Source organism: Pseudoalteromonas shioyasakiensis (genome assembly GCF_001550135.1).
GTDB lineage: Bacteria > Pseudomonadota > Gammaproteobacteria > Enterobacterales > Alteromonadaceae > Pseudoalteromonas > Pseudoalteromonas shioyasakiensis.
Window position 1 is genome coordinate 174,550 of record NZ_LRUE01000024.1, and the last position, 14,016, is coordinate 188,565.

Annotated in this window: 14 protein-coding genes; all 14 read left to right on the forward strand. The window is 38.4% G+C overall.

The annotated features are described in order from the left end of the window. The first annotated feature begins 87 nt into the window (after nucleotides 1–87). Nucleotides 88–1,062: a flagellin N-terminal helical domain-containing protein gene (locus PASHI_RS19705; RefSeq protein WP_062566781.1), complete on the forward strand. Its 975-nt coding sequence runs from the start codon at nucleotides 88–90 to the stop codon at nucleotides 1,060–1,062. 162 nt (nucleotides 1,063–1,224) lie between these two features. After that, nucleotides 1,225–2,196, forward strand: coding sequence for a flagellin N-terminal helical domain-containing protein (locus tag PASHI_RS19710; RefSeq protein WP_062566782.1), 972 nt, complete (start codon nucleotides 1,225–1,227; stop codon nucleotides 2,194–2,196). 86 nt (nucleotides 2,197–2,282) lie between these two features. Then, on the forward strand, nucleotides 2,283–2,705 hold the full coding sequence (locus PASHI_RS19715) for a flagellar protein FlaG (RefSeq protein ID WP_062566783.1): 423 nt from the start codon (nucleotides 2,283–2,285) through the stop codon (nucleotides 2,703–2,705). 26 nt (nucleotides 2,706–2,731) lie between these two features. Beyond that, a complete protein-coding gene (gene fliD / locus PASHI_RS19720; RefSeq protein WP_062566784.1) occupies nucleotides 2,732–4,135 on the forward strand; it encodes a flagellar filament capping protein FliD in 1,404 nt (467 codons plus the stop codon). 40 nt (nucleotides 4,136–4,175) lie between these two features. Further along, the gene (gene fliS / locus PASHI_RS19725; RefSeq protein ID WP_062566785.1) at nucleotides 4,176–4,604 is read left to right on the forward strand and encodes a flagellar export chaperone FliS; all 429 of its coding nucleotides are present in this window, start codon (nucleotides 4,176–4,178) and stop codon (nucleotides 4,602–4,604) included. Further along, on the forward strand, nucleotides 4,594–4,893 hold the full coding sequence (locus PASHI_RS19730; protein WP_062566786.1) for a hypothetical protein: 300 nt from the start codon (nucleotides 4,594–4,596) through the stop codon (nucleotides 4,891–4,893). The genes fliS and PASHI_RS19730 overlap by 11 nt, the downstream gene beginning before the upstream one ends. Before the next feature lie 10 nt (nucleotides 4,894–4,903). Further along, the gene (locus tag PASHI_RS19735; protein ID WP_062566787.1) at nucleotides 4,904–6,988 is read left to right on the forward strand and encodes a motility associated factor glycosyltransferase family protein; all 2,085 of its coding nucleotides are present in this window, start codon (nucleotides 4,904–4,906) and stop codon (nucleotides 6,986–6,988) included. A 54-nt stretch (nucleotides 6,989–7,042) separates the two neighbouring features. Continuing rightward, complete coding sequence (locus tag PASHI_RS19740) at nucleotides 7,043–8,362, forward strand: aminotransferase class III-fold pyridoxal phosphate-dependent enzyme (protein ID WP_062566788.1); 1,320 nt, start codon at nucleotides 7,043–7,045, stop codon at nucleotides 8,360–8,362. A gap of 1 nt (nucleotide 8,363) precedes the next feature. Beyond that, nucleotides 8,364–8,852, forward strand: coding sequence for a GNAT family N-acetyltransferase (locus PASHI_RS19745; RefSeq protein ID WP_062566789.1), 489 nt, complete (start codon nucleotides 8,364–8,366; stop codon nucleotides 8,850–8,852). A 1-nt stretch (nucleotide 8,853) separates the two neighbouring features. Continuing rightward, nucleotides 8,854–9,624, forward strand: coding sequence for a glycosyltransferase family protein (locus PASHI_RS19750; protein ID WP_244269416.1), 771 nt, complete (start codon nucleotides 8,854–8,856; stop codon nucleotides 9,622–9,624). 1 nt (nucleotide 9,625) lies between these two features. Further along, nucleotides 9,626–10,663, forward strand: a complete 1,038-nt coding sequence (gene pseI / locus PASHI_RS19755) for a pseudaminic acid synthase (protein WP_062566790.1) — start codon at nucleotides 9,626–9,628, stop codon at nucleotides 10,661–10,663. A 5-nt stretch (nucleotides 10,664–10,668) separates the two neighbouring features. Continuing rightward, entirely contained in the window at nucleotides 10,669–10,920 is a 252-nt protein-coding gene (locus PASHI_RS19760; protein WP_229677543.1) for a phosphopantetheine-binding protein, read from the forward strand. Beyond that, on the forward strand, nucleotides 10,907–12,469 hold the full coding sequence (gene pseG / locus PASHI_RS19765) for a UDP-2,4-diacetamido-2,4,6-trideoxy-beta-L-altropyranose hydrolase (RefSeq protein ID WP_062566792.1): 1,563 nt from the start codon (nucleotides 10,907–10,909) through the stop codon (nucleotides 12,467–12,469). Before PASHI_RS19760 ends, pseG begins: the two co-directional genes overlap by 14 nt. A gap of 4 nt (nucleotides 12,470–12,473) precedes the next feature. Continuing rightward, nucleotides 12,474–13,979 (forward strand): class I adenylate-forming enzyme family protein, encoded by a 1,506-nt coding sequence (locus PASHI_RS19770; RefSeq protein WP_062566793.1) that lies wholly within the window; start codon nucleotides 12,474–12,476, stop codon nucleotides 13,977–13,979. Nucleotides 13,980–14,016: the final 37 nt, after the last annotated feature.

The following is a 14,016-nucleotide window of genomic DNA, read 5'->3' on the forward strand; positions in this document are numbered from 1 at the left end:
GACTTAGATTTGCCGCTGTAAGGGTCACTTTGTCAAATTCACTTTTTGAAAGTGACTTTACTTTGACAGATAAGAAGAGAGTTTATTATGGCTTTATATGTAAATACTAATGTTAGTGCATTAAACGCACAAAGGCAGCTAGATAGAACAGGTACAGATTTAGATACTTCGTTTAAACGCCTTTCATCAGGCTTGCGTATCAACAGTGCAGCAGATGATGCGGCTGGTTTACAAATATCTGACCGTCTACAATCACAAATTTTGGGTTTGAATCAAGGTAACCGAAATGCGAATGATGGTATTTCACTTGCGCAAACAGCTGAAGGTGCGTTAGATGAAATTACTTCAACATTCCAACGAATTCGTACTCTTTCTCAGCAAGCTGCAAATGGTTCAAACACCGATGAAGATAGACTCGCAATTCAAGAAGAGATCCGTCAATTATCAGATGAGGTTAACCGTATTGCAGCTGATACCACATTTGGCGGTCAAAACTTACTCGATGGTAGTTATGAAGCTAGCTTTCAAGTAGGTGCTGATGCTGTTCAAACAATTGGCTTTAGTATGAAAAGTGTGGGTGCGACTACGAATGGTCAGGTTTCTATGACGAATAATGGTGGTTTTACCATGTCAGGAATTGCAGCAATCGCTTCTGCCGTTGGTGGTAAAGGAATGTCTTCGCTTGCGGCTGGTATAAGTAGTGTTTCGTCAGCGCTAACAGAAGCAACGGTTAGTTTCAGCAGTATTACTGCTGGTGATATCAGTGTTTCAAGCCAAGTGAATGCTCAGCAAGTATTTGCTGCAATGGATGCAATGATCGCTGTAGTAGATAAAAAGCGTGCTGAATTGGGTGCTGTGCAAAACCGTTTTCAATCAACAATTCGTAACCAAGCGAACATATCAGAAAACTTATCTGCAGCAAAATCACGTATCAAAGATGCTGATTTCGCAGCTGAAACGGCTAATTTAACTAAAAACCAAATTTTACAGCAAGCAAGCCAAACAATTTTAGGTCAAGCAAATCAACGACCTCAAGCGGCGTTAAGCTTGTTACAAGGTTAAAATTTAAAAAATAGTTAAAAAATTTACAAATAAAGCTAAAGCTTTCGCTTTATCAGACGATAAACGTGTTAGAGAACTATCAATCTAGGACTCTATGTCGGTTAAATAGCAGGGTAGGGGTATCCCGCTGTTTAGCTATAAAATGATAAAGCGGAGGCTAATATGGCTTTATATGTAAACACTAATGTGAGTTCTTTGAACGCACAGCGCCAGCTAATGAAATCTGGTAACTCATTAGATACTTCTTTCCAACGCCTTTCATCAGGCTTACGCATTAACAGCGCAAAAGACGATGCTGCAGGTATGCAGATTGCTAACCGTCTTACAAGCCAAGTTAATGGTTTAACGCAAGGTAACCGAAATGCGAACGATGGTATCTCTTTAGCGCAAACAGCTGAGGGGGCACTAGACGAAGTAACATCAATGTTCCAACGTATTCGTACGCTTGCACAACAAGCGTCGAATGGTTCGAATACTGATGAAGACCGTTTAGCACTTCAAGAAGAAATTCGCTCTCTTTCTGAAGAAGTGAATCGTGTCGCCGAAGATACTACTTTCGGTGGTCAAAACCTACTAGATGGTTCATACGATGCTAAATTCCAAGTTGGCGCAGATGCTATCCAAACGATTGGTTTCAGTATGAAGGATGTAGGCGCAACGACGAATGGTGCTAATGGTATGTCTGCAAACGGTGGCTTTACTATGTCAGGTATTGCTCAAGTTGCAACTGCTGTAACAGGTAAGGCGATGTCTAGCCTTGCTGCCGGTATTAGTGGTGTCGATTCTGGTTTAGCACAAGCAAGTGTTGGCTTCTCAAGCTTCGGTGCAACGACTATTAGCGTTTCAACACAAGGTAATGCACAACTCATTATGGCTGGAATGGATTCTCTAATCGCTGTTGTTGATAAAAAGCGTGCGGAGTTAGGTGCGGTCCAAAATCGATTCCAATCAACAATCCGTAACCAATCTAATATCTCTGAAAACTTAAGTGCTGCGAAATCACGTATCCAAGATACAGACTTTGCGACTGAAACAGCTAACTTAACCAAGATGCAAATCTTACAACAAGCTAGCCAATCAATCTTAAGCCAAGCAAATCAACGCCCTCAAGTAGCACTTTCACTACTAGGCTAATATTTGTTTTATAAGTCACTTCAGACTCAGGAAATTTGCTTTGAAGTGGCTTATACTTAACGAGTAAGATATTAAGAGGTGTTACTATGATAGATCTTAATTCAACACAAAGGTCTAACGATAACCTTGCTACCAGTGGAAATTCTGCAAATTTAAAAGCTGAAATCGATGATATTAAAGCAAATAAAGGCACAGAACTTGCTGGAAGAGAGGCGGTGGATATTGAGCTGGTTTCTAAACAAAATGAGCAAAAAGACAAAAAAGATCTAATTGCCGAAGTAAAACAAAACTTAGAAAAGCTTAATAGTTATATCCCAGTTACATCAACAAATTTAATTTTTGAATTTGATGAAAAAGGGGATCCACCCATTATCAAAGTTCTTGATAAAGAAAATGATGAAGTAATTCGAGAGATTCCAACAGAAGAATTTCGCGAAGTAGCTAAAGCTTTAGAAGAATTTGCCGATAAATTAAGCAATAAAGGTTTGTTGTTCGATAGAACAGCGTAGCAATACAGTTTTTTAGGAGTATTACAATGGCATTAATTACATCTGCTGGGGTTGGTTCTGGACTTGATCTAGAAAGCATCATCAGTGCGACACTATCAGCTGAAAATACACCTAAATTACAAGCTTTTGCGGAGAAAGAAGAGACTTTACAGGTAGAGCTTTCGTCTTTAGGTGAAGTTAAGTCTGCAATGTCAAAGCTTCAGGACACTATTGAAAAGTTAGCTGATATAGATAACTTTAACAAGCGTGTTGCTAACATAAAGCAACCGACTAGTGATGATGGTGACCTCATATCTGTAACACCAACTTCAGATATTACCCCAGGGGATTTCAATATTGAAGTGATTGAGCTTGCTCAGGGTAGTCGTGCTACCTCAAATGCTGGTCTATTTACTTCAACAGACGATGTTGTTACAGCTTCTGGCGGTACTTTATCTTTTGCTGCTGGTGATAAGAGCTTTGATTTAACGCTTGATGCAGGTGCGACCTTAGCGGATTTACGTGATGCTATTAATGATTCAGATGAGAACTTCGGTGTCACTGCAAACATCATTAATACGGGCACGGAGTCTAAACTTGTTCTCACATCAAATGTATCAGGTGCAGGTAATGATTTAGTTATTACCAACGATACTGCCGAACTTGATAATGTTTCGACACTCGCTAATGATGGTGTTACTGCAGGTGGAATTGCAATTGCTTCAGGTGATGAAGCTAAAAGTGCAGAAATCAAAGTTGATGGTATTTCAATTGTTAATGATACCAATACTTTTAAAGATGCTGTGCAAGACATGACTATAGTTGCAAAGCGACAAAGTGTTGACGGTGAAACTGCAAAGTTATCTGTTGAAGTAGATAGAGAGAGCGTCACAGCTTTAGTCGATGAATTTATCACAAATTATAATAATCTAATCGGTCAAATAGGCCTACAAACGCGTATTGGCAAACCTTTAAACGCAGATTCAACAATTCGTTCATTCGATTCCCAGCTTGTTAATGCCCTTTCAACTCCAATTTCTGATGCTGGTCCATTTTCAAGTATCTTTGATATTGGTTTAGGTGTTGATAAAGAAGGTTACCTTGAAAAGTCGAGCTTAGTTCGTAGTTTAAACGAAGCTATGGATGAAAATTACGATAATATTGGCAAGGCTTTTGCAGGTGATGATGGGATAGCAAAGCAATTAGAGTCTCTTTTTGACAATTATTTAGACTCTAAAGGAATCATGAATCAACGAGAAACTAGTTTAAATTCTCAACTAGACGATCTTGAAGATGATGTTCTTAACCATGAATATAGAATGGAAGAGTTAGAAGCAAGGCTTCGTCAGCAATATGCAGGCTTAGATGTGTTGTTAGCGCAAATGCAGTCAACTCAAACGTACTTAAGTGCACAACTTTCTAGTCTTCCAGGCTTTACTAAATCTTCTTAATTATAGCTAGTTTCTTTATCGTTTACGTATAAGGTGAACCATGTACAACGCAAAAGTAAAAAATTACCAAAAGGAAGCACTTAAAACTCGCCTTGCAGGTGCTGACCGCTACGAAATTATTCAAATGTTGATGGCAGGCGCTGTTGAGAAGATGGTACTTGCAAAAGTAGCCATCGAAAAAAAACACCTTGAAGCCAAGAGTGAACACCTATCAAAAGCATCAGCGATAATTGAAGCACTTAGAGGGTGTTTAGATTTTGATGCTGGTGGTGAAGTAACTGAAAACCTTTATGCATTGTATTCGTACATGATTGATAGATTGTTAGATGCAAGTATCAAGAATGATCCAACCATTATTGACGAAGTAAGTGGCTTACTAAAAGAAATTAAGTCTGCATGGGACGCAATTCCTCATGAAGTAAGAGAACAAACTTTAAGAGATAATGGCGCTGACGCAAATGTCGGATAGTCAATTTTCCCAACTTGAAAATCAAATTGAGATACTTAACGCTCATTTAGACAAAAACAACCTTGATGCCTTCAACGCAAGCTTTATAGAGTTTGACCAAAAAGTAAGGTCACTATTTGGTAATATCAATAACTTATCACCTGAAAATGTTAGGCGTTGTGAAGAAATTTTTAGTAAATTTGGCGCGTTGCTGCAACGCGCTGAAGGTCAAAAAAAGAATTTAGCAAAGCAAATAGGTGTTCATTTAAGTAATCAAAAAAAGCTTAACATATATAAAAGCATCAAGTAGGTAAAGAATAATGACAACACAAAAATCTGTTGAAGCTCAATTAGAATCACTTTCAGAGCAGCTTGAAGCGAAGTTAGAAAAACAGCAGAAAGAACAAATATTTGCAGAAAAAGCTAATCTAATGTTTGAGCGTAACCTATTGGCATTCAAACAGTTTTTTCCTGAAATTTACGATAGGTTTTTACACTATAATCCAGGCGAAAAATTTCAGCTACTCCTCAATGAAAATGGCACCGCTAATATAATAGATTATGAAACCGGGGTGCCAATGTACTCGGAAGATCCAATAAGTCAGGCAAAAGAACAGGCTGAAAAAAATATAAATGCCCCAATTCTTGGGCGTACAGACCATTCAAAAGTTTCATTAATTGAAAATCCCCTTGATTTTTGCCATATCAAATTAATGAAAAATATGGGCTCGGTTTATTTGGAAGCAAAACAAGAACTCGAATTAAACAATACGCTTGATGAAGTTATGCCTAGCTTGATTGTCTTTGGCATAGGTTTGGGATATCACTTACCGTACCTGCTTGATAGTAAGAAAATTAGCTTTATAAATATTTTGGAGCCAAACGAAGACTATTTTTTTGCAAGTCTATTCGTTACTGATTGGCAGGAAATTTTAGAACATGTCAATCAAAGTGGTAGTTATCTTTATTTAGGCATTGGCAAAACAGAAGTCGAAATTTTTCAAGATATTTATGAGCGCTCAAGAAATGTTGGTGTTGCATCAGTTAGTTTTACTTGGTTCTATCAGCACTACCCATCTGTAACTGTTAATAACTGGATTAATCAATTTAAAGTTAATTTTCATCAATTTTTTACAGGTTTTGGCTTTTTTGATGATGCACTTATGGGAGTTGCCCACACATTGGGTAATGTCGATAATGGCCTCAACCTTATGGTTAATCATTTAAGTCAAGTTAGCGTCCCAAAATATGATAATTTTCCAATTGTTATAATTGCTAATGGCCCATCTTTAGATAAAGAAATTGAAGCTCTTCAAAGTATTAAAGATAAAGTCGTTATCTTTTCATGTAATTCAGCTTCTACAGCGTTGATCCAATATGGAATTATTCCCGACTTTCATGTTGCATTAGAGCGTACAGAACAGACATATCATTTTCTCAAGGATTACCTCCCAGAATCTGCTCGAAGCAAGATTAACTTTTTGACAACTAATGTGATGCATCCTAGCGTATCAAGTCTTTTCCCTTGGACTGGCTTTGGATTAAAAGGTAATGAGTCTGCTACGCAATTAATTCAATTATCACAGGTATTAGGCAAGCATGAATTTACGGGAAGTCTTTCATATTGTAACCCGCTAGTTGGCAACACAGCACTTAGTTTTGCATGTCATTTGAATTTCAAAAATATTTATTTATTTGGTGTTGATAATGGTTATATAGATGAAACCCATCACCACTCTAAATCAAGTTTTTACTACAATGACAAAGGCGAAACAGTCCATCAACCTTTAAAGATGGGTAAGCAAATAGTACTGCCTGGAAACTTTGCACCTTCTGTTTTAACTGATGAATTTATGAGTGTTGGTAACAGCCAAATGGAGAAACTCGTCGATTTATTTGTGCCAAAAGGTACACATTTCTTTAATTGTAGTAATGGTGCAAAAATTAAAGGGGCAATACCTTTAAAGTCAGAGGATATTTTCCTAGAGAATACTCAAATTGATAAACATGAGGTTATTGAATTTATCAAATCCACTAAATTCTCAGCTCCATATGATGCAGAGAAAGTTGAGTCATATTTGCAATACAATGAATTTGAAGAGTTTTGTTCTACGTTTGCAAATATACTAAAAGAAGATGTAAGCACTCGAGGTGATGCGTTAGATGCATTACTTAAAAGTATTCGCTATCTCTATTCATTTAAAGATAATGCAAAATATTTAAATATTTTTCTAATGATGGAAGGGGAAACCTTATACACGACAGCTCTTTTGATATCTCTGTTGTACAACTTTGGGGATGAAGAGCAAATAATGCCTTACTATTTAAAAGCACTCCAGCATTGGATTGAGTTTATTGATTCGGCACCTGAGTACTACAAAGCTAATATTCGCTTGTGCAAGTAAAGTCATTTAAACGAGTAGTTGCGAATTCTTTTTTCACTTTTAGCGGATTTATTAATGAATAATAAAAAATTAGAAAAAAGCTTATCTTTACAAAAAAAAGCAAAGTCAATCATCCCTGGCTTAACCCAATTGCTTTCTAAGCGACCAGATATGTTTAGTACCAATATTTGGCCTGGGTATTTTTCTAAATCAAAGGGATGCCAAGTTTGGGATCTTGATGGTAATGAGTACCTCGATATGTCTATTTCGGGTATCGGTGCAAATATTCTAGGTTATGCGGTAGATGAAGTTGATGATGCGGTTATTAACTCTATTCGCAATGGGGTTAGTTCTAGCTTAAATTGCCCTGAGGATGTTGAGCTTGCTGAGAAGTTATTAGAATTACACCCTTGGTCTGAAGAAGTTAGATATGCCCGTTGTGGCGGTGAAGCAATGACTGTCGCAGTGCGTATTGCACGAGCAGCAACAGGTAAAGATAAAATTGCTTTTAGTGGTTATCATGGGTGGCATGATTGGTACTTATCTGCCAATGTTACAAGTAATAGTAATCTTAACGACCATTTAATTCCTGGCCTTTCACCTAAAGGTGTTCCAAAAGCGCTAGCAGGAACAGCACTCCCTTTTCCTTTTAATGATATCGAAGCGCTAGAGCAGTTAGTTGCAGAAAATGGTGATGAGCTTGCTGCTATCGTGATGGAGCCAATGAGAAATTTTGCCCCATCTGAAGAATACTGGCAGCAAGTTGAGGCGATTGCAGCACGATTAAATATCCCATTAATTATTGATGAAATATCTATGGGCTTTAGGATCAACTGTGGCGGATCGCATTTGAAGCTGGGTATTAATCCTGATATTGCAGTTTTTTCTAAGGCAATGGCTAATGGCTATGCTATGGCTGCCGTAATAGGCAAGTCTAAATGGATGGATGCAGCACAAACTAGTTTTATATCTAGCACTATGTGGACTGAACGAGTAGGGCCTACTGCTGCATTAGCAACGATTAACTATTACGAGCAACACCAAGTCCATGAGCATCTAGCTGTAATCGGTGCAAAAATTAAGGATGGCTGGCTAAGTTTAGCGCAAAAGCATGGCCTTGAAATTCATGTTTCTGGTATTGATGCCCTTTGCCACTTTAGTTTAAAGAATGAAAACTTTTTGACGCTTAAATCCTACTTTATTGAGAAAATGTTAGAGCAAGGTGTATTAGCAACTAATATGTTTTACTGCATGTATGCGCACAAAAAGCACCACGTTGAGACTTATTTAAAAGCGGTTGATAATGCGTTTTCTGCCATAGCCGATGCGATTGAAAACCCAGAGTTACTGGCACATGTTATTCCATCAACCTCGGGCTTTAAAAGGCTGAATTAAGATGAACTTACTGACTTCAGATAGGTTTAAACTAAGATACTTAGAAGCAGCGGATGCATCGGCTAAGTATTTAAACTGGTTGAATTCAGGTGTTAGCGAATTCATCCTAAATAAACCAGAGTCTAGCAGTGGCCTTGTTGCATATATTGAAGAGCAGCTGGCCGATAAAGATGTGTATTTTTATGGCATTTTTACTCTTGATAGTGATGAGCATATTGGAAATATTAAGTTTATCATCAAAGGAAAAAGCCGCGATTGTGTTGAAATGGGGATTCTGATTGGTGAAAAAGCGTGGCATGGCAAAGGGGTTGCAAAGGAAGTAATTGAATGTTTTGCACGCCATGCAAAGCAGCAATTAGGTATTACTAAAATGCAGCTTGGTGTTGACTCAGCTAATACTGCTGCCGTTTCGGCTTATTATAAAATAGGTTTTAAAGTTGTAGATGATGGTCGAAATGATGGCGGTCTAACAATGTTATGGGAGTTTTAAGTTGTTGAATAATTATACTGAACAGCTTGTTTCAAAGCTTCTGAACAACGATTTTTATATTGTAATTCAAGCTAGAATGACGTCATCTCGTTTACCTCAAAAGGTAATGCTACCTCTTGGAACAAAGCCAGTATTAGAAGTGATGCTTGAAAGATTAGCTCCTTTTAAAGAGAAGATCATTATCGCGACAACAGATGATGGCACTCAACGACCGATCACTGAGTTGTGTGAACGACTGGGTGTGAAATACGTTGAAGGTGACACTAACAATGTATTAAGTCGCTATTACCTAGCTGCACAGTTTGTAAAGGCAAACTTAGATACTGTGATTGTTCGTTGTACCAGTGATTGTCCTCTCATTGATTTAACTGAAACCGCACGTGTTATAGACCACTTCTATAGTGTGCGCAGTGAGTATGATTATATTTCGGCTGGCCCTCACTGTGGTTTTCCTAATGGTTTTGATACAGAAGTGTTTACTTTTGAGGCGCTTAAATCAGCCTTTGAATGTGCAACAGAAGATTTTGAAAAAGAACATATGACGCAATATATTTGCAGAAATATGAAAGTGGCTGACTATAAGAACGTTGATGATTTCAGTCATTGGCGTTTAACTTTAGATGAGCCAGCTGATTATGAGTTAATTAAAGCCATTTATAGCTTATTCGATTACCGTACTGATTTCACATTTGATGAATTAAAACAAATGCTAAGCTCTCATCCTGATATACTTAAGATCAATGAGCACGTAGAACAAGTTCAAGTTGGGTAATATGTTTAAGAAAGAATTTAAAATAGCTGATACATGGGTAGGGCACGATCACCCTTGTTATATCATCGCTGAAATGTCAGCTAACCATGGTCAATGTTTAAATAAAGCTAAAGAGTTAGTTCATGCCGCTCATGAAGCCGGTGCTGATGCGATTAAGCTACAAACTTACACCGCAGATACTTTAACCATGGATTGTAAACTTCCACACTTTGAAGCGACGGGTCCATGGCAAGGTCAATACTTACATGATTTATACAAGACAGCTTATATGCCTTGGGATTTTCATGCGGAACTGTTTGAACTATCAGCAAAACTTGGACTTACTTGTTTTTCATCACCATTCGATAAATCGGCAGTCGATTTATTAGCACAATTAGATGCTCCAGCCTATAAAATTGCTTCACCGGAATTAATTGACCACCAATTAATTCGTGATGTAGCGGCTACCGGTAAACCCGTTATTATGTCTACAGGTGGTGCGACGTTAGTTGAAATTGCTGAGGCGGTAAAAGTCGCTGAAGATGCGGGTGTTACTGAACTTGCATTGATGAAGTGTACAAGCACTTATCCCGCTCCTGCAGAGACTATTAATTTGCGAACTATCCCTCATATGCAACAGGCTTTTGAATGTCCGGTTGGTTTATCTGATCACACACTGGGAAATGATGTGCCACTGGCTTCAGTTGCCGTCGGTGCATGCATGATAGAAAAGCACTTTGTATTAGACAAAACAGACAATACTGCAGATAGCTTTTTTTCAATGACGCCATCGGAGCTTCAGGCCCTTGTTCATGGTGTGAGACAAATTGAAAAAGCACTGGGCAAAGTTGATTACCCATCCGTTGCTTCAAAAGCACGTCGCTGTGTTTACATTATCAAAGATATTAAAGCTGGAGAGCAGCTGAGCCCTGAGCATTTAAGACAAATGCGTCCTGGGGGCGGCGAAATTATGCCAAAAGAGCTGCCAAGCCTTATTGGGCGAACAGTTAATAAAGAATTACGCTGTGGCACTCAATTGTCTTGGAGTGATCTAAAGTGAGCGATATGAAACAAGACTTAATCCATTCGGTTCAGCAATTTTTATTAGAACGCGGCGTATTTGTTGAAGATGCTGACATTGCTGAATATGACTTTGTAGCTGCAGGGGCGCTAGACTCATTTGAAATACTGAGCCTTATAATGAGCTTAGAAACCGAATATGGTATTGCTGTTCCTCCAGAGTTAATGGTAGACAGTGAAAATGCAAAAGTAGGAAATTTAGCGACTGCGTTAGTGAAGTTAAATGATAGCAATTAGAGTCGATACACTATGTGGCTTGGGCCACTTTATGCGTTGCAAATGGCTCGCGTTAGAGTTGCAATGTTTAGGTGAAGAAGTTGTTTTTTTAGTCGATACACAATTGTCGGATCATTTAACTAAAGAACTCGGGAATATACATTTATTACCCTATGCAAAAACACAGATAGAAGATGCGGCTAACTGTGTTCAGCTTTTCAACGAGCAACAACTCATCATTGATAAATTACTTGTTGATAGCTATCGTTTTGATATTGAATGGGAATCAGAGATGGCTAAATATGTGCCATCGATTATTGCGGTCGATGATCTTGAAAGAGACCATTTAGCAGAGCTGGTTATCGATAGTAAATGGAATGCTGAAAAGACTTCGTCTCGTTATCAAAGTACAGCACTTGAATCACAAAACTTTTTACTTGGTCCTGATTTTTCGATGCTGTCTAGGGCTTATCGAAACTGCGAACAAACAGAGCGCTCAAATAAAGAGCTTATGTTCTCTCTCGGCGGTGGTGGCGATTGGAAACAGCTTACTGAAATCATACGATTAATTCTTGAAACAGCGCCAGAGTATAAAGTTAATCTAATTATAGGCCCTAATGCTACATCCGTTACTCAGCTACATGAGTTAGCTTTAGGTAACTCGCAATTAAATTTAATTGAAGCACCTCGTTGTTTAGCCAAATACTATAAAAGCTGCACCTTGTTTGTTGGCGCTTTAGGCACGTCCTTGTATGAGCTGGCCGCGACTAAAACCCCTGCGTTAACCTTCTCAATCGCAAAGAACCAAGAAAATCAACAAACTGCATTAGATGATCTGGGGCATTATTTCCATATCGCAAACTTAATAGACTATCCGCCAGAAAAGGTTTTAAAGCTCATTTTAGCAATGCTACAAAATATAGAGCGCATCCACCTAATGCGTGAAAATGTTGCTGTAAAAATTGATGGCGAAGGTGCAAGTCGTGTTGCCAAGTTAATTACTTCAGAGCTAGCTTCTAGCCAGATTACTCAAGGCAATAGCAACTTAATTGAAAGCCAGCACCAGCATTTAACCGACACAATCACGTTAAGGCGAGTGGTTGATCAGGACATAAACCGCTATTTGGCAGCGAGAAACTTACCGAACAATGCTTGGCGAATGACGATCACAAAAGATATCGATCAACTTGATCATTATTGCTGGTGGTTTGCTAATCGTCGCGACTCTTATGTAATGGAAGTTAAAGGTAAGCCGTTACTTTACGTTTGGCATCAATTGTATGAAATAGAGCAGCAAAATTATTTAATTGGTGGTTGGTTTGCTGCAAGTGACGATGTTAATTTTGCTCATGCTCAACTAGTATTAGATTGGCAACTAAAAGAGACTGAGCAAACATACCCAGATGCAATGTGGGTAGCCGTTATTAATAAAGAAAATAAGTTTGTAAATTTGCTTAATCAGCGAGCAGGATTTAAATCTATTGCAGGGGATGCGAAAAAAATGGCAGTGACCCAACATTTATTTCCAAATGCTTCGATTGATGATTTTAATTTTGTAGGAAAAGGGTGAGTAGGTGGATAAAGGTATTTATGAGTTATTTGCTACGCATGTCGCTAACAACCCCACTAAGGTAGCTGTTGTTTTTCAACAGCAAAGCGTAACGTATGATGAATTAAATCAGCAAGTTATTAAGCTTACTAGCCATTTTTTAAAACAAGGTGTTACACAAGGCCAACGTGTCGCAATATTTGCACCTAACGGTATTGAATTTATTGTTTCATTGCTGGCAATCGCTAAATTAGGTTTAGCCGCAGTGCCGTTACCTGTTAGCTTAAAAGGGCTTGCTCTAACCGTTGCTCTTAAGAAAACCCCCGTTGCTAAGGTGATTGCTTGGCCGACCATTAGCAAATCACTTCTTGCAGATAATCTTATTGAAGCTGAAAATTTAATAACATTAGGCCAAAGTGTTGCTAATGAAACAAATTGGCTTTGTGTTCAACAAGCTGAAGCAGAATGCTTTTTTACTGATACAATTGATACGCAAGCACCTTACATCTTAACCATGACTTCTGGTTCTACCGGTCAACCTAAGCCAATAGTGTTGAGCCAAGCATGTAAAGTAAATAGAGCATTTGATGCGACCATAAACTACTACGGATTAACGCCCGATGACGTTATTCTCGTAGCGACTCCTATGTACCACTCGCTAGCTCAGCGTGGTGTGCTCATGCCGTTGATGCTTGGTGCAACAACGGTTGTATTACCAAAGTTTAATTTGAAGCTATGGCTACAAGCAATTGAACAGCACCAAGTGAGTTTTCTATTTGCCGTTTCATCTCAATTAGTAAGCTTAATTCAAAACGGCGTTGAAGGGCATGATTTGAGCTCTTTACGCTGCCTAGTATCCTCTTCGGCGGTATTAGATAAAGAGAGTAAACAAAGCTTACTTTCTTTGCTTAGTTGCCGCTTACACGAGTGTTACGGAGCTTCAGAGGTTGGTGTTGTGACTGATTTCGCGGTATCAGAACACCCTGAATTGAGCGGCAGTGTAGGCAATGCTTTACCATTTGTTACTGTGAAAATTACCGATGAGCATGGCCAAGAATTAGCTGCAACTGAAGTTGGAGAAATTTGTTGTAAAACAACAACCGGGTTTAGCGGGTATCATAAATTACCGGAAAAAACGCGAGAAGCTTATTATCTTGGTGATTTTTTCAAAACCGGAGATTTAGGTTACCTCGATGAGCAAGGCTATTTATATTATGTCGGCCGTAAAAAAGAGTTGATCTCAAGTGGGGGGATCAATGTATACCCTCAAGATATTGAAGCCGTGATAAAAATGCATAAAGACATTGAAGATTGCGTGGCTTTTTCAATTCCAGACTCTCAGTTTGGTGAGGTAATAAAAGTCGTTTATACGACGCTTTCGGCGTCAGTAAATGAAACAGAATTAAAGAAGCTGTGTTTACAGCAATTGACCGATTATCAACAGCCTAGAGTGTTAGAGCAGATTGATAGTTTTGAAAGAAGTAGTTTAGGCAAAATTCTTCGTCAGAATGTAAAAGAAAGATATAGCTAGAGTTGTAATAACTTTAGCTATACCTCAAAGTCTAATA